The 23,824-nt window shown below is 37.6% G+C and carries 21 protein-coding genes; 2 read left to right on the top strand and 19 right to left on the bottom strand.

The genetic code is table 11. The annotated features are described in order from the left end of the window. Window positions 1-364: 364 nt before the first annotated feature. Both CXF64_RS03760 and CXF64_RS03755 read left to right on the top strand, forming a co-directional pair. On the top strand, window positions 365-1,006 hold the full coding sequence (locus CXF64_RS03760) for a hypothetical protein (RefSeq protein WP_101216326.1): 642 nt from the start codon (window positions 365-367) through the stop codon (window positions 1,004-1,006). Next, the gene (locus tag CXF64_RS03755; protein WP_101216325.1) at window positions 996-2,081 is read left to right on the top strand and encodes a rhomboid family intramembrane serine protease; all 1,086 of its coding nucleotides are present in this window, start codon (window positions 996-998) and stop codon (window positions 2,079-2,081) included. The genes CXF64_RS03760 and CXF64_RS03755 overlap by 11 nt, the downstream gene beginning before the upstream one ends. A 62-nt stretch (window positions 2,082-2,143) precedes the next feature. On the opposite strand, the gene CXF64_RS03750 is transcribed toward CXF64_RS03755, so the two are convergent. The 19 genes from CXF64_RS03750 to tssE form a co-directional block, all read right to left on the bottom strand. Further along, window positions 2,144-2,644, bottom strand: a complete 501-nt coding sequence (locus CXF64_RS03750; protein WP_231620569.1) for a transthyretin-like family protein — start codon at window positions 2,642-2,644, stop codon at window positions 2,144-2,146. 364 nt (window positions 2,645-3,008) lie between these two features. Further along, window positions 3,009-4,175, bottom strand: coding sequence for a lipase family protein (locus CXF64_RS03745; protein ID WP_101216324.1), 1,167 nt, complete (start codon window positions 4,173-4,175; stop codon window positions 3,009-3,011). Window positions 4,176-4,205: 30 nt separating this feature from the next. Beyond that, window positions 4,206-4,724 (bottom strand): DUF6795 domain-containing protein, encoded by a 519-nt coding sequence (locus CXF64_RS03740; RefSeq protein ID WP_197112983.1) that lies wholly within the window; start codon window positions 4,722-4,724, stop codon window positions 4,206-4,208. A 137-nt stretch (window positions 4,725-4,861) separates the two neighbouring features. After that, window positions 4,862-5,461 carry a hypothetical protein gene (locus CXF64_RS03735; RefSeq protein WP_133120260.1) on the bottom strand — a complete coding sequence of 200 codons (600 nt, stop codon included), beginning with the start codon at window positions 5,459-5,461 and terminating at the stop codon, window positions 4,862-4,864. Window positions 5,462-5,605: 144 nt separating this feature from the next. Further along, entirely contained in the window at window positions 5,606-5,872 is a 267-nt protein-coding gene (locus CXF64_RS03730; protein WP_101216321.1) for a hypothetical protein, read from the bottom strand. Between the two features lie 77 nt (window positions 5,873-5,949). Continuing rightward, window positions 5,950-6,429: a hypothetical protein gene (locus CXF64_RS03725; protein WP_133120259.1), complete on the bottom strand. Its 480-nt coding sequence runs from the start codon at window positions 6,427-6,429 to the stop codon at window positions 5,950-5,952. Then, window positions 6,429-7,340: a hypothetical protein gene (locus CXF64_RS03720; RefSeq protein ID WP_101216319.1), complete on the bottom strand. Its 912-nt coding sequence runs from the start codon at window positions 7,338-7,340 to the stop codon at window positions 6,429-6,431. Before CXF64_RS03720 ends, CXF64_RS03725 begins: the two co-directional genes overlap by 1 nt. 150 nt (window positions 7,341-7,490) lie before the next feature. Then, on the bottom strand, window positions 7,491-7,805 hold the full coding sequence (locus CXF64_RS03715) for a hypothetical protein (protein WP_133120258.1): 315 nt from the start codon (window positions 7,803-7,805) through the stop codon (window positions 7,491-7,493). Between the two features lie 4 nt (window positions 7,806-7,809). After that, the gene (locus CXF64_RS03710) at window positions 7,810-12,657 is read right to left on the bottom strand and encodes an RHS repeat-associated core domain-containing protein (protein ID WP_101216317.1); all 4,848 of its coding nucleotides are present in this window, start codon (window positions 12,655-12,657) and stop codon (window positions 7,810-7,812) included. Then, window positions 12,657-13,508 (bottom strand): hypothetical protein, encoded by an 852-nt coding sequence (locus CXF64_RS03705; protein ID WP_101216316.1) that lies wholly within the window; start codon window positions 13,506-13,508, stop codon window positions 12,657-12,659. The genes CXF64_RS03710 and CXF64_RS03705 overlap by 1 nt, the downstream gene beginning before the upstream one ends. Beyond that, window positions 13,505-14,533 (bottom strand): hypothetical protein, encoded by a 1,029-nt coding sequence (locus CXF64_RS03700; protein ID WP_101216426.1) that lies wholly within the window; start codon window positions 14,531-14,533, stop codon window positions 13,505-13,507. Before CXF64_RS03700 ends, CXF64_RS03705 begins: the two co-directional genes overlap by 4 nt. Before the next feature lies 1 nt (window position 14,534). Then, window positions 14,535-14,825, bottom strand: coding sequence for a PAAR domain-containing protein (locus CXF64_RS03695; RefSeq protein WP_024607335.1), 291 nt, complete (start codon window positions 14,823-14,825; stop codon window positions 14,535-14,537). Window positions 14,826-14,858: 33 nt separating this feature from the next. Next, window positions 14,859-15,215: a hypothetical protein gene (locus CXF64_RS03690; protein ID WP_024607336.1), complete on the bottom strand. Its 357-nt coding sequence runs from the start codon at window positions 15,213-15,215 to the stop codon at window positions 14,859-14,861. A gap of 7 nt (window positions 15,216-15,222) precedes the next feature. Then, on the bottom strand, window positions 15,223-17,100 hold the full coding sequence (locus CXF64_RS03685; protein ID WP_101216315.1) for a type VI secretion system Vgr family protein: 1,878 nt from the start codon (window positions 17,098-17,100) through the stop codon (window positions 15,223-15,225). Window positions 17,101-17,173: 73 nt separating this feature from the next. Then, entirely contained in the window at window positions 17,174-17,653 is a 480-nt protein-coding gene (locus CXF64_RS03680; protein WP_024607338.1) for an Hcp family type VI secretion system effector, read from the bottom strand. A gap of 238 nt (window positions 17,654-17,891) precedes the next feature. Then, complete coding sequence (gene tssH, locus CXF64_RS03675) at window positions 17,892-20,495, bottom strand: type VI secretion system ATPase TssH (RefSeq protein ID WP_101216314.1); 2,604 nt, start codon at window positions 20,493-20,495, stop codon at window positions 17,892-17,894. A 22-nt stretch (window positions 20,496-20,517) separates the two neighbouring features. Next, window positions 20,518-21,507, bottom strand: coding sequence for a type VI secretion system baseplate subunit TssG (gene tssG, locus CXF64_RS03670; RefSeq protein ID WP_024607340.1), 990 nt, complete (start codon window positions 21,505-21,507; stop codon window positions 20,518-20,520). Beyond that, window positions 21,504-23,330 carry a type VI secretion system baseplate subunit TssF gene (tssF, locus tag CXF64_RS03665; RefSeq protein WP_024607341.1) on the bottom strand — a complete coding sequence of 609 codons (1,827 nt, stop codon included), beginning with the start codon at window positions 23,328-23,330 and terminating at the stop codon, window positions 21,504-21,506. Before tssF ends, tssG begins: the two co-directional genes overlap by 4 nt. Next, window positions 23,327-23,812 carry a type VI secretion system baseplate subunit TssE gene (gene tssE, locus CXF64_RS03660; protein ID WP_024607342.1) on the bottom strand — a complete coding sequence of 162 codons (486 nt, stop codon included), beginning with the start codon at window positions 23,810-23,812 and terminating at the stop codon, window positions 23,327-23,329. Before tssE ends, tssF begins: the two co-directional genes overlap by 4 nt. Window positions 23,813-23,824 lie beyond the last annotated feature (12 nt).

The following is a 23,824-nucleotide window of genomic DNA, read 5'->3' as shown; positions in this document are numbered from 1 at the left end:
CTCATTATTGAGTTATTAAAGAAGGTTTTTTTAGTCCGTTTATTGGTAATACGTTACTTTACTAACAAAATAGCCTCAGGCACTACAAAAACTCTCTATTCATTAATATAGAGCCATGCATATTGAGCCATGAACTCGCGTTTAACTTTTTCGCTAGATGATTTAATTAGACAGTTTAAAATAGCTTTAGCTTAAGTACCCTCTTTATTAAGTATTTAAGCTAAGCCATACTTAAGTGACTACTTGTAGATATAGGTAAATACGTTAAAAGTATATTCAATACGAGTGGCTATATTGCTAACTGGTTAATTTTTAAGTATTCTTGTACGCCTAAAAAGGAAGCAATTATTCAAGGAACGAGCTGTTGGAACCAACTAGTCACATCCCAGAAAACAATAAAAAACCACCTATAGTTACTCAAAAATTTTCGCAAGCCCTTAAAACAGCTGATCATAAAGAACTGAAAAGCACTGGCTTTTGGTTAAATCAATTTTTTATGGTTATTTCTACTGTCTTTGGTGTTTATTTGGCGGCTCAAAGCGGCTTAGAGCAAGCGCTTAAGTTTGATTCATTTAGCAAAATGGAAGATAACTACTATTTACGTACATCGCTCTATGACGAAGTTAATGATAACGCAAACACGGTAGCTGAGTATGCAGAACGCTTAGCGAAGAACCCACCAAAATCAGAAATGGAATTTTTTAAACCCACACTTGAGCAGTACATATGGAAAACCATGCAGTTTTCTCCTACTACGCTTGAAACACCAAGTGAATTTTTAACTAGAATACGTCGATTTTATTCTCGAGCTGATTTTGTCATAAATGCCGCAATAAATCGAAAAATATCAGCTAAACAGGCTTCTATCGAATTAGCAAAAATAACAAACTTAATTAAAACTCAAACACTCCCGGCTTTAAAAAATAGCGCTAAACAATTAAAAATGGAATTACAGCAGAATGATATTTCTGTTGGTTCGTTAAAGGAACTTAAAAATGCCAACTAAAAGCTGTCCACATTGTAAAGATCACCCATTAGAAGTAACCAATTATCAGGGTGAAGAAATAGATATTTGCCGTGAATGTGGTGGTTTATGGTTCGAAAAAAATGAAGTAAATCGCATGATTTCCGAGATAAATAACGGCCCAGAAGGTGATAAATTTGAAACTCACTTTGGTGAGCCATTAGGCGTTTCTGAGCTTGACTGCCCTGATTGTAAAAAAAGTTTAGAACGTTTTCACTTACTGGAAGCTTTTCATACCGAAATTGATGTTTGTAGACACTGCGATGGTACTTGGATTGATAAAGACGAACTTGAAAGTGTTGAAAAAAGCCCTGAAATAAAAGCGAGTTTAGGCGAGCTAAATCAAAAAGTGAGTTGGAAAACCTACCTGTTCCAATTTTTAACGCAAATGCCTGTTGAATATAATATTAAACCACAAAAGACTCCTTGGGTAACTCGCGGCCTTATTGTTTTAAATACATTGATTTTTGTACTTTATTTTTTAAATCCAAGCTCATTTAGCTATGTTATTGATAACTTTGCTATGACACCTGCAGATTTAAGCAAAGGTAATGAGCTATGGACTGTATTAACTTGCGTATTTTTACATGGCTCTATAATGCATTTAGTTGGCAATATGTACTTTTTATACATCGTTGGCGATAACTTAGAAGACGTGTTAGGTCATAAACGCTTTTTGTTGTGGTATTTAGTCTGTGGACTTCTAGCATCGTTTGCAAGCTACATTGTAAGCCCAATGTCTACAATTCCAGGTGTGGGCGCAAGTGGCGCTATAGCCGGTTTATTTGGCATGTATTTAATGTGGTTCAGACACGCAAGTCTTACTTTTATGTTTATAATTTATCAGAAGAAACTTTCTGCAGTATGGTTTTTTGCTATTTGGTTAGGATTTAACATTTTTGGTGCAGTAACAGGCCCTGATGGCATTGATTATGGCGCACATATTGGTGGCTTTATAGCTGGACTAATTATTGGTTATATTTTGAAAAGTAAAATATTAGAGCAAAACCCTATAATTCGTTTACTAAACCAAAAAGAAGCACAGTTAAAACGTTAATCATTATATTAAAGCCACTAATAGATGAACATTAGTGGCTTTATCAAACTTCTCACTAATTTCTATAACTTACAACGTGTATAAACTGTATAAAATTGACCAGTGTTTTTTATCGGTATATCGTACGTTATAGCCTCTTCACTAAGTTCGCATTCAAAGTTATTTAATATATCAGACAGCAGTGCTTGCTCTTCAGTGAACTGTATTGTGGTATACCACAAGATTGAATCTTCATCTTTTTTGTTTTTAATATAAATACTCTGTAGCAAAGAGCTATTAAAAAACATGTTTGAAGGCTTTGAACTACGTATTGTTTTATTATCGAAATAAAAGTAACCATTGTTATCACTTTTGGCTTCATCAATATAAGTATCACCGTAAATCAGCTCTCTTGTCACTGTAACGCCTTGTTGAGGCTCACCATTGCTTAATAATCTGCCTTTAATAGACAACGACAACGTAACGTCTTGCTTATTAAAAAGGCTAAACATATCTGCACATCCCTGCATTGGTATTAATAAAATAAGTGTTAAAGTTACACCAACCAACCTTGTAGTGATCATAAAAATCCCTTTCGTATTTATATTTGTACACATTTAGCTGCTTTGTGAGTGGTATTAGTTAATCGTTTGAGTGTTTAACGTTTATTCAAACGTAGTAAAAGATAAATATGGCATATGCTCCAGATTACTTTACAGAATTAAAAGCACTTTAATTCTACTATGCGATTAACTCATCGTTGATATATGACGTATAGGACGCGGCTGCTTAGCATGCAGGTTAACGATGCATAAGCAGGCGACTATTTAAGAGGAGAATATTACGCAGTAATACTTTTAATTATCAATCGTAAAACGGATATGAATTAGTAAAAAGCATAACGGTCGGTAATAACTAGCCGTATAATTTACTAAATAGTATTTTAATTTAATCTAAACCATTTAGGCCATCTTTCGCGGCGCGGTATAAAGCTTTTAAAGTGTCATCAAAAACACTTCTTATAAAGTTGTAAGTGAGCTCAACAGCACCCGTAATAACTTTACCTACAAACGCTAACATGTGCCCAAGTAACCCTAATGTTTGAGCCGCAAACGAAGCCGAAGCCTTTGCGATTTGACTAACTGTGCGAGAAAGCATGTCGTAGAATGTTAAGCTTGTTCCAATTGCAGCTTGAGCTGCAACTGCGCTGTAGTACCCTGCATCTTTTAATAACGTAATTAGAGCTGCATTTAGCTTATCAGCCCACTGAGATCCAAATGAAGCTTGATTTCTATCTTCAAACTTTAAGCGTACTGGAGTACTCAAAAAGTGGTTTGCTTTTACTGTTAAGTTATTCCAATCATTACTATTTGCTGTATTAATATAACCTGGTGTGCCGTTAAGCTTGTGAGCAGCGCCTTTTAAACCTTGCCCGTTATCAAGCCGAATTTCTTGCCCATTATAAGGTGCATGCGAAAACGGCCATAAAGGCACTTTAGCTACAGGATCTGCGCCGTGGGTACAACGATATATTTTATCGAGTCTTGATGTCGTCGCCCTTGAGAAAGGTTCTAAACCAACCCGAGGAGAGCCAAACGTATAAAGCTTTACGGGTAGAGAATATTCAGCTTTGATCCAATCTGCCGACAATGCGGCTAAAGCTCCACCTAAACTATGGCCAACCACATGTACACAGCCTGTCATTTTATCTCGGACATTTGCTGATACAAATTCTTGTATTGCAGGCTTCATAGAATAAAACGTTTTATTAAAACCCGCATGCACCATACTGCCGTTTGAACCACCACTTAAACCAAAGTTAGCATCCGTTAAACCATCACGTAAAGACGCTGTACCTCTTATAGTTATTACAGAATCACCTTGAAAATCCCCCTGCCCATGCCCCAATAACCCAAACCCAGTGCTCAAGCCAAACAGGTGAGAAAAAAAACCACCTGATATGCCTTGTACGGCGTCTTGATTTACACCAAAGTTAAAGTTACCACGTAAGGATGGATGTAAAGAGTTGTTTAGCAGCTTTGTGCTTTTAATACTTTTTGCTTTATAAGCAAGAGTGGCTATTTGTACAGCTTGTGTAGGTGTTAAAGTATTCATAAAATTCCCTTTAAATGAGTATGCTAAAAGTTAAATTTTACATGCGCCATAAATTGTAAAAACATGCTCTGGCGCCTCTTTAATAGGTATATCGTACGTTTGGGGTTCTTTAGAAATATCGCAAACTAAACCTTTAAGTAGCTCACTTAATGTATCGCTATCTTCATGTAGCGAAATAGTGACATACCAAAGAACAACGCCTTCAGGTGTCCCATTTTCTAAATAAACATGCTGAACCAATGATTCGTTATCAAACATGTTTGAAGGTTTAGATGTTTTAATTGTTTTTTCAGGAAAAGAAAAATGCCCATTATCGTCTGTTGTTGCTTCATCAGTATATTCATCGCCGTAAGTTAGCGTTCGCGTCACAACGGTATTAGCAACTGGCTGACCGTTATTTAATAGCTCACCATTTAATGATGCTGACAAAATAAAATTATGCTTTTTCGAAAAGCCAAACATATCTGCAAAAGCCTGTGTAGTAGTAAAAAAAACTAAGGTAATCGTCACTATTACCAATAAAAAAACCTTTAAACGCGATAAAAACAAAGCAAATACTCTCCCAAGCCTTAGCTATACATTACTTCAAGTATATGGCTATTTAATTACACTAATCATGCTCATACTAAAAAGTAAGTAAACATACTAAATACTGCATGTTTTTCAATCAAAAAACAATCGGTAATTTAATTATAAAATAGCGTATATATTAATTTACCAATACTACTAAACGCGATACCGCCCACAAGCAAAAAACCATATATAAAACTAATAGCACCAGCTGAAGGATCGCTCTTTTTATCAATTTCTATACATGCCGTGCACACAACAAAAAATATAAAAAAGTTAGCAATAACGCCTAAAATAAAAGCATTACCGAACAACGGCGATACGCCTACAAAAACGGCACTCAATAATATAAACGAGCCTGAAAGTGAATGTTTATTAAACCGGCTTTCTATTATTTTTATAGCTAATGTGGCTAGCATAAAAAGTAAAATGTATAACGTTGGCCAAAACTGATAATATAAATAGTCCCAGTTAAAAAGATCACCTGAAGTTGATGAATAAGCTTGCTGGCCTAAGTCGGCCGGTGTGGCATTCGATGCATTTTCGGTAAAAAGATACGCTACCCCACCAATAATCCATTTTATAATCCAAAAAAATACAAAGCTGGCAACAGTAAACCCAATAGCGTCACCCCTTGTTAATCGCTTTTTAGCTTTGTGTTTTACAATAATGGCAAGCATTAAACCTAACAGGCATACACCTCCTAAATAAAGCACTGCCTGCCAAAAATTATCAGAGTAAAAAACAGCATTAAAATACTGGTGGTAACAAGGCTCATACATCATCCTTAATGAGAAAAAACTAATGCAGCAAAAGTGCTGCATTAATGTTAAAAATTGAGTGTGTAATTATGAAGGGTGTTATAAGTTTATTTTTTGAAAATACGTTTTAAGCTTTAAAAGCCCCGACTCAAGTTCAAATTTTTGTATTTTAGGATTTTTAAATTTGAACCCATTAGAAATATGGGTATTAATCATCGTCGCCATGCCCTCAAACCCAGCTGGTGCAGTGGCAACTAAATCGCTCAACAAGGGCTTTATAAGCACTTGATGCTCTTCTATTAAAGTCGGGTTTTCGTATATATCGTAAACGAGATTGGTTAATATTTGTTGGTTTTGTTGTTCCATATTATTTCTATAGCGCCTTAGTTTAGGCGTTTATAGCTCCCTAGAGTTCTAAATTGAATAAAGGTAAATAAAATTTATTACTTTTTGTTCCTTCGGTTACCTTTTGCCATTTCTTTTTCGACAGCAGCACGAGCGTCTTTTATATCTTTAAAAAAATCATACTGATATTTAATAAGACCTTGGTATTTTTCTCCTTTAATTAAATAAAAAGAGAGCAACATAAAGGCTATATTGATAGCTGTTGCAATATAATACCCATTACCTTCTAAAATTATAAAAGTTGGTAAGCAAATCACAGCTAAAAATAAAGCATAGAATTTTAATATATTTGCGTAAAAAAAAGAGCCTTGGCTTACTTTAAAGTTTATAAGGCAAAATGCTATCCCTGTAGAAAATAAAATGCCTAACAGCCACTCAGGATCTGCATCAAAGTATTGCGTTAACACAGTCATTCCGGAGTATACAGTACCCAAAAGTAAGAGCACTGTTACTAATAGAAACCTTCGTAAAAGCTTCCATGGTGGAAATAATAGAAATACCTCATCGTTTTTAGACACTACTTACTCAACTCCTCATATATTCCAATTGCAAGTGAATTCACCGTTCCAGATAACGCACTTCCCCCAAAACTAAAAGATGCGCCTATAGTATCCTTAAGCTGTAATCTCAATGCTTGGGTAATTTGAACACCGCTATAGCGCTTAGGGAATTGTCCACTTCTGATCATCCTCTTCAATACTTGGTTAGAAACGCCAGGGTGATTCAACCTAATTATATCTTGGGTTAAACGTTTTCTTTCACTACTAGAAAGACCTTTTAGAAGAGCCTCGGTAGTTTTATTGGTATTTGCTTTTAGTAGTTTAACTGCTTTTAGAGTTGCAGCACCGGCAGCTGCAGCTCCAGCCAATGAAACTACATCAAGCGCCATAGTTACATTCTGATACCATTCCTTAGAGTCATATAGGTCGTTTAATTCAGGGTTTACGCTTTCGTTATAGGTTCTGATGCCACCGTTAATGCATTGAAGTGAACTCGCCGTACTGGCAGCCACTGCTAAATATGTAACGGCAGAACTTGTTCCGCCAGAAATTGGGATCGCCGCTGCGCTACCAAAAACGACTATCCAGCCTAACACAGCCGCACTACAACTTAAAACTGTACCGGCAACCTCACCAACTAAACGTGACTCTCGTGCACTACTCTGACTATTTTTCAAATGACCTGCAAACTCTTGCTGATTCATATTTTTTGGTTGTTCGCGAAGTACTATTTTCGGACGAGTTAAAGATGAGCCACTATAAGCTCTCAACTCTACAACCGTAAAGCTTGAGTCAATATACATAACCCCAGCGCCAGTCAACCCCGGAAGTTTGTCAATATCTTTAAATAGCCTTGCTTGATTTATTTCATGACTAAGTCGAACTTTTAACTGTCTTTCTTTGTGGCGTTGGTATTCATTCCCAAACATTAGCTAATTCCTTTTAGTTTATTACTAAGATGCATATATTTCATTTACCCGTATTACCATGCCAAACAGCTTTTGGTATTTTTATTCCCAGTAATAGCCCAATATTTCTATAAAATAAAAACAGATGGGCCTGTCATTTTTAAATTGCATTCAACGATATAGTTCCATTTCCATCAAATGTTTGCCATATTGTTCCATTGTCATAAAGCGTTTTCCTGCTAAGTAATAATCTCTTTCGATTTCTTGCATTGCTCTATTAATTTGCTCTTCATTCAGTTTATTTTCATATCTAAAGCTCCAGCTTTTTTTTAGCTCTTGCAAATTAAATGGTTCTTTACCTATCAAAGAAGCTTTCTCTTTTTGCTTATCAAATTCCTGTTCTTCTTCCATAAATTGTTTATCGAGATGCTCTTCGAATGCTTTCCTCATTTCTACTTGTTCTTTAGAAATTTTATTTTTATTCATATCATTAAACCTTTCCATGCAAAGTTACAGCTTGCTCCCAAGTCAACCCTTTATTATTTTTTAAGGTCTTTATAGCATCGGATTTAAATCCACCTTCTGGGAAACCAGCTGTTAATCGTTCTATTTCGTTATCGTCAATAATTGTATTTGCTAGGTTTTGAATTTCATCTTGTGGATTTGAAGTCAATTTAGTAGCCTCCTCAATATCATTAATTAAGATTTCACCTTCAATAACCTTAGCAACCAATACCTTATCTCCATTTTGAGCCGTAGCATACAGTTCATATCGTCCTATACTTGGGTTTTTTCTATAATAATTTATAAATTCTTTTCTATTTTTTCTTGCTGCTAGAAACCCTCCCGCAACTACATCGAATGGCACTATTGGATCCTCTCCACCGGGCTCTCGTAGAAGCACTCCTAATAAAGACATTTCCAGCGGGGCATCTACATCAAAGACATTGAGTTGTCGTCCAGTGTTAACAGCTTCCTCATGAAGATTTTCAATTTCATAAAGCCCCCCAAGCCTTTTATCAACAATAATAGATGGTACATTTTCCTTGTGTTTCGCCTTTAACAGCTCACTCTTAAGTTTGTCGGAAAGCATTGCAGCCTCCCAATGAACTTGGTTATGTGTTAGTTCAGTACCATCTTTTTTTGCTTCATTAATCAACAAAGGTTTAAAATCATCGGGATTAATTACAGGTATATCCCCTCGAGCCAGCTCAGGTATAACACCAGATTTCATTAATCTAGACTTTCCGGCTCCTGTATTTCCACGCATTGCATGTATAGCGGGCGCACCGACTAAGCTTTGTACTTTTCCTAAAGCATCTAATATTGTTGAATCCAAAATTTGACTATGGAGCTGCTGCCTTTCATCGATCCAATTCTCGTTTACTGCAGCCTTATCCCAAGGCTCACCAAGAGAATCTTCATATGTGAATGCATCGAGTGTTGTCATTTCTCCAGCACTTTCCGCCAATTTCTTTTTGCGCAACTCATAACTATTATCATTTATTTTACACAACCCAAACGGGTCGACCCAATTCACTGGGTTCGGTGCATATTGGTAATGGTTTATGCCACCCACTAAACCAATCGGGTCTTGGTTTATAAAGCGCTGTTGTTTTGGGCTGTAATAGCGGTAGCGGTTGTAATGTAAGCCGCTCTCTTCATCTAAATACTGCCCCTGAAAACGAATTGGCTGAGCGAAGCTGTTTTTAGTATCGGCTTCTGGCTCTTGATTGGGCTCTTCGTAGCCATACACATCGGCTTGGTTTTCCCATACAACTTCTGCTTTGTTGTTGGTTACAAAGCGTGGGGTATTAAGCTGGTCTAGGTGGTAGTAGTACACCTCGTTTTGTTTAATTAGCGCTACTGGGTGAAATTGATTTGGCAGGTTGATATACCAGGTATATTCACCGTGTTGGCATTCACCGATTAACTGGTCGTTATCCCAAATGTAATCAATTTTTCCATGCTCGGTGTGCTTGGCGATACGACGACCTAATGGGTCGTAGTCGTATTGGGTAAGCGTGCCGTTACTATTAAAACAGCTTAACTGGTTAAACGCGTTGTATTCGCGGCGGGTTTTTATGCCTTTGCCGGTTTCGCGTATCTGGTTACCGAATTCGTCGTAGTAAAAGTCGCTGTCGCCAAAGTGTGTTAGGCGGTCGGCGTCGGTAGCACTGTTTATTGTGGTGTTGTTAGTGCCTTCATTGTTTACTACTGAGTCTGCGTTGCTACTATTTTCACTACTATTTGGCGCTAACTCATTGTATTCGCTATGGGTGGCGTGTGTTAAATCAATAGAAGAACTGGCTGTATGCTCGTTACTGACTGCATCATGTTTTGTACCCTGCTCGCCTGTATCACTAGTGTCTGTACCGCTAATGCCTGCATCACTTGCGTTTGATTGAACAGTCTGACTTTGCGGGTTACCAAAGCTATCCCACTGGTAGTGTGTGGTTATATCAGCGCGTGAGCTTGCCTGTGTTTGCTGTATTAACTGCCCGAGGCTGTTGTATTCAAAATTGATATTTTGGCTGCTTACGCCTTCGTTTTTACGGGCAATGAGCTGGTTTACGCTGTCGTAGTTATACGTACAGGTATCAAATAATGCTTGCGCTGGGTGAGTAAGCTGTTGCTGCGTTAAGCGGTTAAATACATCAAACTGTTGAGTAAGGGTAATGCTGTTACCAAACTGCTGGGTTTTAATATTACCTTGGCTGTCGTAACTTAATGTTACAAGCGGCTTTGCGAGCTCAACCTCTTTGCTGTTAGTTTGGAGTAAGTTAATACCGCTTAGCTGGCCAAACTGGTTGTAGCTGTATTTAAGCGTGGTTGAATCTGGCAGTGTCAGGGTTTGCCTTCTACCGTATTCGTCGTAGCTGTACTTTAGGGTATGTGCTTGCTGCTGGTTATTAACTTGCTCAGCGCACAATAGCCTGCCGCCTTTATCAAAGCGTTGTTTTAGTGTTGATTGCGCGTTGTGGGCGCGGGCAATTTTACCTTGCTTTGTGTAGCGGTAGTAATTGGCGTTATTAACGATATGAGCGTCGCTTGCAAGGCTTGCATGCTGCGCAGTTACACGGCCTAGGCTGTCGCGCTCTATTTTCACGTGACGTTTGTTGCTTTGTGTTACTGAGGCTAAGCGGTTACAGGCATCGTATTTATACTGCTGTAGCGTCCCATCAAACCCAGTTACTTGCGTTGGGTTTTCGTTAGCGTCGTAACTTATGCGGTATACGTGGCCGTCGCTTCGCTCAATGGCCGTTAAGTTTCGCTCTTTGTCGTATGTTAAATGCAGTGCGCTGCCATCGGGCTGAATAACACAATGCGGTTGGCTTAACCCTTCAAAGTGTTGCTCTGTGGTGTCGCCTTTGCTATTTTGCGAGCTAATTAATCGCCCAGCTTCATCGTAGCTAAAGTATTGATACTGTTTATTTTCAGGCTCTTTTTCATCAAAGGCAATTGTTTGTGTAAGCTGGCCGTGCTCATTGTATTTATATTGAGTGAGTAAGCCTGCGTTATTAAGTGTGGCATTTACGCGGCCTAGGCTGTCGTAGCTGTAACGTATTAGCTCATCGTTGTGGTGTTTTGCTAATAGCTCGCCTTGCTCGTTCCAAATAAACTTAGTGATTTGGCCGTTTTTATTAATATGCTGGGTTAACTGGCCGAGCTTATCGTAGCTGTATAACGTAGTGCGGCCATCGCCAAAGGTTTCGCTTTGTAATAAGCCAGCCACGCTGTATTTGCGCGTAATGGTTTGGCCATCAGGTAAGGTAGTTAATACACGTTGCCCAAGTTGGTTGTAGGCAAAATGTGTTTGGCTACCATCTGGCTGCGTTAGTGTTTCTAATTGGCCATAAGGTGTGTAGTTATAGCGCGTTGTACTGCTATCTGGCTTTATTTCACTGAGCTTTTGCCCTTGCGCATTGTATGTATATTGCCAAACATTGCCGTTAGGATCGGTATGTTTTACCAGTTTACCTTGTGCGTTATGTACAAAGTGCTCTTTATGACCGCGTGAGTCTATACAGGTTGTTTCGCCGCGCTCAAGGTTGTATTCAAACTGGTAAGTATAAGTGTTGTTATCGCCCCATTGTTTTATACATTTAGCACTCGGTGAATAGCTATCCCACTCAAAATGGTGGCTAAAGCCACTGGCTCGGGTACGCTTTGTTAATAAATTAGCGGCGTTGTAGGCGTAGCGCTCAGTTTCGTTTTGCTGATTAGTTGACTGAACAAGGTTTTTGTTTTCATCATACTCGTAGCTTGCAAGCAATGGCGAAAGTAATTGCTGTTTGTTATTTTTGTCAGTGTGGTACGCTGCTATTTTGCATAATAAACCTTGCGCGTTGTAGCTAATAATACAGCCACGTACTTTGTTTACTTCTATACGGTGTAGCCGCTCTTTTGCATCGTAATAAAACGCGATGCTTTGGCCTTTTTCGTTAATTATTTTTTCAAGCAACCACGCGCTTTCGCCTGGTTTAAAGGTAAGGTGTTGATCGTCTGGCGTTACAAGTACTTGCTTACCATTTGTTTGGTAATGTAGCGCAAGGTTACTACTTAACTGATAGCTTGATTGGCCAGGTTTTACCTTTTCAAATTTATGTTTAGCACCATGCTCGTCTTGGTACTCTAACCAGTAAGTCCCTTTTTGCTTAGGGCCTACTTTTGGTGGCGACAAGTAATGCTCACTAAGGCTTGCCATAAAATCATGGCGCCAACCATTACCCATTGTTGTGCACACATCAGCATGTGATGAGCGATACAAACGTCGCCACACTAATTGGCGACTGCCTGCTAGGGTAAAATCTATAAGCGGTAGGATTTCTTCGCCAGAGAGCATTGATACCGGATCTGAACGGCACTCTTGATTTGTAATTGACTCTTCGCTTGCAGTGCTATTACTTGCTCCACCCGTATTTTTAGCGGGCGCTTGAGAGGCGTTTTTACCTGAGGCTGTAGCGTTATTTTTATTGTTTGATTTTTTATTTCCAGCCCCACTGTTAGTGTTATCATTGACTTGAATTGAAGACTTAACTTTTTCACGGAAACATTTGATAGAACCAGCAGCAATCGCGACTATAAGTGAATTAGCAGTTTTACGTTGTCCGTCAGCTTTTGTTGCATCAGCACCTATACTTATAAGTAATTTAATAGCATCAAGACGTTTAGAGGGATCGTTTGTAAGCGTTTCACTTATCTGATCGACTAAATTACTTGCACTTACTGTATTATTAGTTACAACAGCTTCATAACCTGAAGGCGCCTTTGCAGCACCAGCAGTCAGGCAAATTGAGTAACTTGTTCCTTGTAAAACAACTGGATTACTTTGCATTAGTTGTGTACTTCCTCACTTATCCATAAGTATGATGCAGCCCCTTGGTGCTTTGCTTGTTCTTGCGAAATTATCAATGCATTTTTGCAATGACTTTCGATAGTGGGGCTGGTTGTTAATTGATACAATACCACTAACCCTTCAAGTGCACCTATTTGACCTAGCTTGTAACAAGGTAGCTCATATTGTGTATTCTCATTAATTAAATTACTGAGCAATTGTAACTCGTTTAACCATACTTCACTTTCTGGGTTAACACCGTTTCCTGGGGCGAAGATAATATCAATGAGCTGCTGGCTTTGATCAGCTAACCGAGTAAACATACCATTTAATTGATTATGTTTAATAAAGTCTACCGAGGGCACTATTTCGTTGCTTATTTGCGCCCAACCTGTTGCTTGCTGCTCAAGGGTTGTAACTGCTCCACCAATACCCTGGTAACTATATTGCCCTTGCTTATTCGCTTTATAGATTGTATCAATCGCAATTACATTCACTTTTACCCATTCATTTTTTTTAGCCAAACCAACAGCAAAGTGCACACTAGACGCACCATAAAACAAAAAGTGTTGAGCATGCTCTGGATATAATTGCTGTAAACTACTTTGGAGCACCTGTTTAAGCTCACTCTGATACGACAACGCAGGTAAAAGCCAAATTAAGGGGGCATTTAAATTTTTTACTTGGCCCATCAACTCTTTTGATTTAACGATACAATCGTAAATACACACTTCCCAAGATTGCCAATTAACTTCACTCAAGCTACTTGTTTCGTCACCGTATAATAAATCGTCAACACTTTGAGCTGTTGGAAACGAAAAGTAATCAACCATTAAACTAAAAGCGTTCATACCGGTGCTCCAACGTTTACTCTTTTAGCTTTAACATATTGATTATATGTGTATAAGTTAAAAACTGCTTGGCTGTATGAATCCATAGCAGACATTTGTATCGCATTTAAATGTTCATTCAATGCTTTACCAGCGAGTAACCTTTTTGACGATAATTCATTTTCGTAAGCTGGCCAGTTAAGCTGCAATTGTTGCTGAAAAGCTGTGAATGCTTGTAGATCACCGCTACAAGCTTGCATTTGTATTTCAAAGTTGACAAGTAAGTCTAACTTTTCACCTAAAGTACGTTTCATTAGCGCAACTATTTGCTCTGGCTTTTCTACTGTATGCAAAGCTGTATTAGCAAGCAGTATGAATTTTACAAAACCACTTTGCAGTAGCACTTGTAAAGTGCCAGCTACAGATAATATATTGCTTGCATGATTACTGACGGCGTTAACTTGTTCTGAACTAAGAGATAATAAAAAAAGTGACATTAACGGTGAGTTAACAAGCTCACATTGGTTAAGGTTATCAAAAATATCGATTAGTTTTTTTGTATCAGATTTACTGGTTACAACTAAAATACTCTTTATAGAATCGAGTGCCTGTTTTGATACTTTCGCTTTGGGGGTGTGCGCTAAAAGTAAAATAGTTATATTAATTAGAGGTATTAAATTAAGGCTATGTTGCTGAAGTAAAACCTTACATATGATAGACTTTGCTAATACACTTAATTTGGGTTCATCAAGTAAGTCATTGATAAAATTAATATTTACGTTTTGCGGTAGGTTTGCCATTATTTCAACACAACCTTGCGCAATAACATTTTCACTGCAGCCGTCTTGAACAAAGTCAATAAGCTGCTCTAAAGTCGGTATTATAAATTCATGGCTTAAATTATTACGTTTAGCCTTTAACCAAGATGATTCTAACAGCCTTTTTTTTAACGATTTAACATACCCTACAGAAGTAAACGGACAAAGTTGAGCATTACTAATAATGAGTAATTGATCTTGGTGATTACTTATATAGTTAAACAGCAAATTAGCCACCGATCAAAACGGTAGGATTTCCAACAACAATTTTTCCGCCATGAGAGCTATCATCTCCCATTCTTGCTGCTGGTTTACCATTAATTTTAACTGAGCCAGAGCCTGTTTTAATACTGTCAGGTGGCCCTATACATACCATCATATCGCCTTTACGCGCTGCTGGCATACTTCCTATCAATACATTGGTCGAGCCTAAAACAATAGGGCCGCCAACATGAGGCACAGTACCTGTTGTTTTAGGACACACATGCATGTGACCAATTGTAGCTGCGGGCTTACCCATTTAGACTCCTTGTCTAGTTATATTTGATTAATGCTATTCGTATAATGGGATGATTAATAATTTACTTTGTTTTACTAAAAGCGATAACTCTTCAATTAATTCACTCTTAGTATAATCTGAAAGCGCCACCATACTTTGCATTGCATATTGATATAATACTGAAGTAACATTTTCACTGTTTAATGATGTATGCAAGTATATAAAAAACTGTTGAGCGTAATAGCCATCCATCGCCTTTAAATGATTTAATGCAGGATTTAGCAATGGATCATTTGGCTTGTTAATTGGTAAACATATTAAATGAGGCAAGCCATAACGACAGTATACAACGTGCCCGTTGTTATTTATGCCATTCCTAAGACCACTTTGAAAACTACTTATTATTTCCATAATCACACTAATTTAATTTAATTACACCAGCAGATAAAGTAATAGCACTGCCATCAACTTTTATATTACTACCTTTAATGTCTATATTAGTGCCTTCGATAGTTATATTGCCACTGCTACTCATTTTAATTTGTGCTGAGCCTGTTTTAATAACAATCTCATCGCCTGCTTCTATATTTAAAGTTTTGCCTACTTTTAAAGTATCGCCTTCACCAATATCAGCAAGACGGTTTTTAGCTACTTTTAGACTATCATTATTAGCAATTTCTGCTTTACGGTCATTACCTATTTCAATATTATGATCGTGATCGGTTTTGTCATTTTGATCATTTTTGACATAAAGCTGTTTATCTTTTTCGGCCTGTATATATACAAGCTCACTGCCTTTTTTGTCTTCAAACCTAAGTTCGTTAAAGTTATCTGCGCCACCTTCTTTAGTTGAACGCGTTTTAATACCGCTTTGCGTTTTCTCTGCAGGCAATGCATATGGAGGCATTAAATCAGCGTTATAAATTGCACCACTTATAATAGGCTGATCTGGGTCACCATTTATAAAATCAACTAATACTTCTTGGCCTACTCGGGGAAAGAAAAATGCCCCCCATTTTTTCCCGGCCCAGTTTTGTGATACTCGAATCCAACATGAACTCTTTGAATCTTTTTTACCTTCTCTGTCCCAATCAAATTGAACTTTTACACGGCCAAATTGATCTATCATTATTTCGTCGGCGCTATCACCGGTTACTATTGCAGTTTGCACACCATTTATTACAGGCTTTTTCTTATTAATTTGTGCTCTGTAAGGTATTTCTTTTGGTACACATTCAAAGTGATTTGAGTAAACTTCTTCTGCGGAGCCTTGTTGGGCGCCAGACTGATTTGGTACTGTTATTGATGTCATCATTGACGTAATAACAAATGTTTTACCTTCAAGCCTTGGGTCTTCATGCTTTTTAAAAGCAAATAGTTTACCAACGGTAAATGAACGACAATCGCTTTTACCACTAGATAACTTCATATCTCTTTGAAGCGACTCCAATTGCACCGACGCCATACTTGCTGCACGAGGGTGGCATTCAGATTCACCAGTATATTCAAATATTTCAGATACTGATTGAGTTGGCAATTCAGGGTTTGCTTGTTCGCCGTCAGGATATCTTGATGGCTGTTTAAAGTCATAACCTACACGTTTAAAGCTGCCTGGCGCTATGCTTAAACCACCTTGCCAGCGCGACACATGCGATTCACTAAGGTGACCTGTTGAATAAACTACTTTCGCCTCGCCACACACTTCATAAGCTGTAATATCGTCAGCTAAAACTAATGTATGGTTACTTTTTGTGTGATCAAAAAAGTAAAAAATACCTTCGTGCTGAAGTAAGCGTTGAATAAAATCAAAATCAGATTCTTGATATTGAACACAATATTCATATTTAGGGTAGGTTTTGCTCGTTTTATCTGAAAAGGCAACGTTATGTTGGCCAAATAAGTCAGCAAAAATATCTTTAATTGTTTTCTTTTGAAAAATGCGGCTGTTTTTACGATTTCGCATAGACGCTGCGAAAGGAACAATAGTCGCTTGATAATCTATATAATTTTTTTGCTCGTCAACATCAGCTGTACGACTACCATTTGAAACCAAATGACTAACAATACCGTGATAATAACGCTCACCACCGCCTTCTGCATTTCTTACTTTAATAGATACAGGTTTACCAACTAAATCTTCATGCGCTATTTGCTTTCCAATAGTGTACATATTGGCAGACATTACAAATAGATCTGACATTGCCTCTTGGGCAACAAAACGAGTTAAATAGAGGGCATCTTTACCAGCAGGGGTGCTAATTTGAATTACGTTTTTGTCTTGTGTTGCTTTTTGCATTCCTTGCTTTTCCTGTCCTAAAGATCAAAAAAAGCTCTGAGCAATGCCCAGAGCTACTATTAGGCAACAAATATTACATTTGTTGACCTTTAACACCGCTGTAACCGTATACAAGTGGAGCAGTAATGTTATTTTTGTCGTCTGTAGGAGTAACAGTCATCATCATTTCTGTGTAGCTGATAGTGATTGTTTCGATTGGACGATCGTTCTGTACTGATACAGAGTAGCTAGAAATCATTGCATCTGTTAGTTCGATTTTCATGATTTCTTCAACTTTATCACCTTGTTTAGTGATATGGAAAATAGCAGGTAAACCCTTACCAATTGTAGCTTCTTTGAAAAGATCCGGAGATGCTTTATCTTGAAGTTTAGTAATTGTTACGTCGCCTAAACGAGTCGAGCTAGATTCACGGTCCATTGCTGTACCAGTCGCTGAGCTAATTTCACGGCTAATATTCCAATCAAGAGATAATACTGTGATTAAATCTTTGAATGACTCAGCTGTAGTTTCGCCTTTGATTGAACCGTATTTTAAATATGTATTTGCTTGCATTTGATAATGCTCCTTTTAATTAAACAATGTTATCCATTAATACTGGATTATTTACTTTGGTTTCCCAAAATTCCTTTGAAATCATTATCTTTATAACAGCAATGAAAAGGTCTTCAGAACTCCTTTCCCTAGATGAAGACAATGTCTCAAAAATTCCATGTAGTTACCTAAGACGACAAAATTATAATGCCCTAAAACTAAAGAAACAACCTATAACTTGGTTATATTTTAATAAACTTTAATTTAGCTCAACTTCAAATTCATTATCTTTAACTAATAACGATATACTATTAACTTTATTACCTTCTACAACACTCGATAACAATACTTCTGATAATAAAGGCAATACTTTATTTTGCAATATAGTATGTATATTACGTGCACCAGAACCTGCATTGTGACAGTTAGCAATAATATACTCAATCACGTCATCTTTATAAGTAAGCTCTGCATCATAATGCTTTTTAACACGCTTAATTATTTTATTTATTTGAAGAGCAGCAATTTGTGTCAGAATATCATCACTTAATGGGATGTAAGGTATTACGTTTATTCGCCCTAAAAATGCAGGTTTAAATGATCCTAACAAGTCATCTTGTAGTGCTTTTAATAAACCTTTAATACTTGGCTTACTTTCTTCATCTTCAAATAGGCTCATAGTGGTATCGGTACCCACGTTCGAGGTCATAATAATTATTGTGTTTTTAAAATCGATGTCTCGGCCTTCACCATCTTTTATTGTACCTTTATCAAACACTTGGTAAAAAATATCTTGAACGCCAGGATGTGCTTTTTCCATTTCATCTAGAAGTACAACACTATAAGGTTTCCTTCTTACGGCTTCGGTTAAAATCCCGCCTTCACCATAACCTACGTAACCTGGAGGCGAGCCAAGTAATAAAGAAACTTTATGCTCTTCTTTAAACTCCGACATGTTAATAATTGTTACGTTATCTTCGCTTCCATAAACTTCTTGAGCTAGTGAAAGTGCTGTTTCAGTTTTACCGACACCACTAGGTCCGGCAAGCATAAATATACCGTTTGGACGGCTTTCATCAGCTAATTGAGCACGAGACGTTTGTACAACCTTAGCAATTAAGTCCAGTGCATGATCTTGCCCTACTACACGCTGCTTCATCTGATTTGCTAGATTTAAAATGCCATGAATTTCATCTTCATGCATTTTACCTACAGGTATACCTGTCCAATCCGAAATTACTTGTGCAATTAACTCTTCATCAACCTGCCAATGCACCATATTGTGCTCAAAAGAAGCTAGCTTCTGTTTACTCTCCTTTAATTTTTCTAGCATTTCAGTTGATGAGTCGTCACTTTGAGAATTAATAGACTCAAGCGCTTTATTTAATTCGGTAACAATTTCTTTTTCTACGATAAACTGCTCATTTAGCGGCTGTAGTTGCTTCTCAATATCCACTAACTCTACTTTTAAAAAGTCTAGCTGTTCTGAGTGATCTAATCCTGTTTTCTGTTCACGCTTTAACATCAACACTTGAGTTTCTATCTCGCTCAAACGGTTAACTAGTTGTTCAATCGTACTTGGCGTAGATGCTTGACTCATTGCAACACGTGCACAGGCTGTATCAAGCAAAGCGACTGCTTTATCTGGTAACTGCCTTGCTGTTATATAGCGATGCGATAAGTGAACGGCACTCTCTAGTGCTTGCTCAGAAATAAATACTTTATGGTGACGCTCCATTACTGGAACTAGCCCACGCAACATTGCTACCGCTTTTTCTGGTGTTGGCTCTTCAACCTTAACAACTTGGAAGCGACGCGTTAACGCGGCATCCTTTTCAAAAAACTTTTTATATTCAGCCCATGTTGTAGCTGCAATTGTTCGTAATTCGCCACGCGCTAAAGCTGGCTTTAATAAGTTAGCCGCGTCGTTTTGACCAGCTGCACCACCACTGCCAATCATGGTATGCGCTTCATCAATAAACAAAATCACTGGGTTAACTGCGTTTTTAACTTCATTAATTAAAGATTTTAAGCGGTTTTCAAACTCGCCTTTCATACCTGCACCTGCTTGTAATAAAGCTAAGTCGAGGCTATGAATTTTTACATTCTGAAGCACAGCTGGCACATCTTTTTGAGCGATTCTAAGTGCCAAACCTTCTACAACTGCTGTTTTACCAACACCCGCTTCACCTGTAAGTATTGGATTATTTTGACGGCGTCTTGTTAAAATATCGACCATCTGGCGAATTTCAAAGTCTCGCCCAAGGATAGGGTCTATTTTTCCGGCGAGTGCTTGCGCTGTTAAATCGACAGTAAATTGATCTAGACTCGGCGTTTTAGAATTTAAACTTGTTTGCGTTGTTGCACCTTGGACCGATTGATTTCGCTCTTCTGACTGGGCGACAATTTCAGGCCAAGCATGTAATAACTGCCCTGGTTCTATTTTATTAAAAAGCTTACTACAACGAGTTACTAAACTAGAGAGCGTATCATCTTTAGTTAGTGTATAAATAACGTACGCACTACGGATTTGATTGTCAGTAAATTCAATACTTGTGCTCAACCATGATTGCTTTAATAAGCTAGTCACGTGAACTGATAAACTAGGTGAAGATTCACTGCCGGTTTTTAAAGACTCTAGTGAGTGATTCAGATCTTGTTGAACTTTGTCGATATCTATATCGAATGATCCAAATATAAGCCTAACGTCATCAAGTTTTTGTTCAATCATAGCAAGCAACCAATGCTCTAATTCAACTGTAAAATGACTTCTGCTATTACAAATTGCAACAGCCGCTTCTAGACTTTTTCTACAATCAGGACTCAATTTTTCAACTAATTTATTCAGTGTCATCGAAGACATACGCTGTTCCTTTTAATTTTAATTATCCTTTAAACGATAACTTAGTAGGGTTAGTGTTTAATGTATTTTTACGGGCGCCTAAAAAGCTATTTGCGCCAAGTTGGCAATCATTCTTAGATAGTGTTGCAGCTTCTAGCTCGTCAAAGTTAGATTCAATCACTAAACGAAATTGAACTGCATTTCCTACATAATCTTTAATTATTTTATTTGTTAATTCGAACAATGTTCCTTTTGGTAACAATGCTCTGGCTTTGCTCGGATCATTTGAAGAAATGTGAACCTCTATATTTGACGAAATATCCCAGACTTTATTTCCAATAACAGTATCAACACCTAGGCATGCATGTTGCCCTTCATAAAGAGTCTGACTTGCCAAGCGTGTTTGTTCTTGTGGATTGAGATCGTGCCATTGACCAATCATTTGCTTAATCGTTACGTCACAGCCTAAATAAGAAGATAAAATACTTTTTAAATCAGAGGCATTTCTTATTTTACGACTATACAAGCCCGAAAAGTGAAGTTGGTGTTCGTTATAGCCACCGCTTAAAAGCCCTAGTATTTGTGTATAGGGGTCTTTGTTTTTATCTTTATTTACATGATTAAGAGATGGCTTATACTTTTTCCACGCTCTGTAATACAACGAAATTAGACGATGATTAAACATGTCATAAAAGTCACGCATCGTTGTGTCTTTGTAGCGAAGTCGCTGCATTACTAGTTCGCTATAAAACTGAGGTAAAGCGCCTGAGCATCCCGTTAATCCCATAAATGAGACCTGCATGTTTACTTTATGTAATCCATCTTCAAAACTTGTCTCTTCTAACTTGGTAATTGCATTACCTGGGTAGCCAAATTTTTGTGTTGCAGTAAACCTAATAAGCTCCTGCTTTGGATTGCTATCGTAACCAACATGTCTATGTTCTAAGCCATGCTTTTTAAGCTGGTTTTCTATTATAAAAACAGCCTTGTAAAAATCTATTTGTGATGCTTGAGAAATAATATGCTTAATCATAAAAGAGGACTATCGCCTACTCTAGCTGGCCATTGATAATATAATTCCTCTTGTTCTTTCAGTCTCAAGCTCACACGAGTAAAGCTATTAATTGCAGAAAACTGTGCAAAGAAATGATCAAGTATAGTCGCGAAGAAAAACATACCACTGCCAGAAAAATCATCATTAGCAAACGTTATTTCAATATCGCTTCCTGTTGCAAAACTTACTCTGCCACTTTGTACCACTCTTGCTGTTGATGGTTTAATTAAAACCCTATATATGTTATCAATCATGCCCTTAGTTTGTGGTGATGCTCTAAAATCATATAGTCGAAGTACTTCCTTCAACTTTTTACACGCGTCATCACCACTAAAAGCATCTAGTGTTAAATGATTCACTAATTGCCACCGGGTTGCATCAGCTAATATAGGTCTAACGGCATGAGTAAATGGAATTAAACACCGTATTTTTTTAATTACATCACCACGTTCAGGCATCAGTAAGCCCAACTCGTCATCACCAAAAGGCATACTGGCTGGTAAGTTTCTGTTGCTACAATTTGCACGTACGGTTAAAACTGTATTGCCTTCTCCGTAAGCCATTGCGCTATTCTCAAACGTAGCATCAACAAGTGACAAAAATGTTTCTGTGCCCGACTCAACATAGCCACCTGCCCATGACGCCGTTTCTCTGCGAATATGCCAAAATAAATCATCGTGTCCGTGATATTTAGGGTGTGTTTGCCCGTAAAAAGGCGATACGACCTGCTTGTTACCTTTATGGTCAAAAGCGATAACTTCTGAAAGACCGATAACCTCTGAAATTTCTGAGTCCATGTAGCGCGGTGTTAATTTATACTCGTATTCACTTATTTCTGGACGTATTGGCTCTAACTCTTGCTCGAACATGTTAATAATTGGCGTACAGCCGAGTAAAAACATGCTCTTATCAACCTGCTTTTCAAGCTCTGCAGATTCAGTATCTAGATAAAAATATAAGGTACATTGATTCGATTTTTTTGGTAGTGAGGATTTAATTCCGTCTAATTCAAAAAACCTGAATTTTTCTGGGAAAGTAAAATTTTCAACCAATAAGCGATAACCCGCAGACGAACGCTTAGAGTAAGGGACAACAGCTTCATTCACATCAAAACCAACGGCTTTAAGTTGATTTTTGGATAAGTATTTAATCCCTTCTTCACCGTTATCAATAGCAATTCCGATACAATGCTTAAATAAAAGCTCGTAAACTTTTAAAGTATGATGCCATTGACCATTAATAAAAATGCGTAATTTTTCCAGCCCTGTTTCAGCAAGAGATACACCTTTGTACTCCCCTGTTAGCTCAAGTTTAAATATTGATTTAGCTTTTTCATGCCACCTTGGTTTTGGCGCCACAAATGGGCTGTTATCAAATTGAGCACTTGTGATTTCTACAGGCCATAAATATGTTTCATAACACGTCTGAAATTTACACTGCTTCATTGACTCAACGTTAGTTTCTACTTCACTGGCTCTGGGAATAACTATCCCCGTAGTAGATAGGTTTTCAGCTTCTAGCTTAACAATCGACATTGAAGGAATTGGAGCTTGATAATCAGGCAGCATTTGTCCTAGTAAAGCATCTGTTAGCTCTGGAAAACTGTCATCTAATTTTTGCCTGATGTTTGCTGTCAAAAAAGCGAATGATTCAATTAATCTTGATACATGAGGGTCTTCAATATGATCTTCACTAAGCTTTAAGCGCCCAGCTACCTTTGGATATTTATCGGCAAAATCTTTACCTAGATGACGCACAAATGCTAATTCACGATTATAATATTTTAATAATTCATCGTTCATAAAGATGCCTCAATAATTTTCATACCCAAATTAACGGGTTCAACTTCAGAGTCAAAACTAATAAATTCAGGCTCAGGGTCTGCGTATAAAAGTGCGTTTATTCTAAGGTTTAGTACGCGATTAATGGGGACTTCGTCGTCAGTAAATACTTCGACCTCAAGAAACCTAGGTTCAAACTTTAAAATTGTATTTCTAACTGTTTCACACAACAAAGTCCGCCCTTCATGAGAGCTCACTGACATACTAGAAAAATCTGGCAAACCATACGACAAGCAAGACGTTGCTAACTCGTCGTATTGTGATGGCCATGTATGCCATTGAATCCGAGCATTAAGCAGTGCTTCAATATCTCTTCGTACATTTTTCCTCAGTTCACTAATTGTTATTCCCTCTGTACGAGAAGGTGCATCTTGAAAGTCAGGCTCATCATCAATGAGCCTGTCTAAAATAGATGCTTGAAGCTGTTGTTTATGCTCAATCATAATTAATCAAAT

The organism is Pseudoalteromonas sp. GutCa3, from assembly GCF_002836155.1.
Lineage (GTDB): Bacteria > Pseudomonadota > Gammaproteobacteria > Enterobacterales > Alteromonadaceae > Pseudoalteromonas > Pseudoalteromonas arctica.
The sequence above is the reverse complement of the archived record's forward strand: the minus strand, read 5'-3'. Positions and strand labels throughout refer to the sequence as shown.

Coding starts and splice junctions, on each gene's coding strand:
- tssF (WP_024607341.1), bottom strand. CDS start 23,330: ATGAACGATGAATTATTAAAATATTATAATCGTGAATTAGCATTTGTG.
- CXF64_RS03680 (WP_024607338.1), bottom strand. CDS start 17,653: ATGCAAGCAAATACATATTTAAAATACGGTTCAATCAAAGGCGAAACT.
- CXF64_RS03730 (WP_101216321.1), bottom strand. CDS start 5,872: ATGGAACAACAAAACCAACAAATATTAACCAATCTCGTTTACGATATA.
- CXF64_RS03750 (WP_231620569.1), bottom strand. CDS start 2,644: ATGATCACTACAAGGTTGGTTGGTGTAACTTTAACACTTATTTTATTA.
- tssH (WP_101216314.1), bottom strand. CDS start 20,495: ATGTCTTCGATGACACTGAATAAATTAGTTGAAAAATTGAGTCCTGAT.
- CXF64_RS03715 (WP_133120258.1), bottom strand. CDS start 7,805: ATGAATAAAAATAAAATTTCTAAAGAACAAGTAGAAATGAGGAAAGCA.
- CXF64_RS03710 (WP_101216317.1), bottom strand. CDS start 12,657: ATGCAAAGTAATCCAGTTGTTTTACAAGGAACAAGTTACTCAATTTGC.
- CXF64_RS03720 (WP_101216319.1), bottom strand. CDS start 7,340: ATGTTTGGGAATGAATACCAACGCCACAAAGAAAGACAGTTAAAAGTT.
- tssG (WP_024607340.1), bottom strand. CDS start 21,507: ATGATTAAGCATATTATTTCTCAAGCATCACAAATAGATTTTTACAAG.
- CXF64_RS03755 (WP_101216325.1), top strand. CDS start 996: ATGCCAACTAAAAGCTGTCCACATTGTAAAGATCACCCATTAGAAGTA.
- CXF64_RS03745 (WP_101216324.1), bottom strand. CDS start 4,175: ATGAATACTTTAACACCTACACAAGCTGTACAAATAGCCACTCTTGCT.
- CXF64_RS03685 (WP_101216315.1), bottom strand. CDS start 17,100: ATGCAAAAAGCAACACAAGACAAAAACGTAATTCAAATTAGCACCCCT.
- CXF64_RS03690 (WP_024607336.1), bottom strand. CDS start 15,215: ATGGAAATAATAAGTAGTTTTCAAAGTGGTCTTAGGAATGGCATAAAT.
- CXF64_RS03705 (WP_101216316.1), bottom strand. CDS start 13,508: ATGAACGCTTTTAGTTTAATGGTTGATTACTTTTCGTTTCCAACAGCT.
- tssE (WP_024607342.1), bottom strand. CDS start 23,812: ATGATTGAGCATAAACAACAGCTTCAAGCATCTATTTTAGACAGGCTC.
- CXF64_RS03695 (WP_024607335.1), bottom strand. CDS start 14,825: ATGGGTAAGCCCGCAGCTACAATTGGTCACATGCATGTGTGTCCTAAA.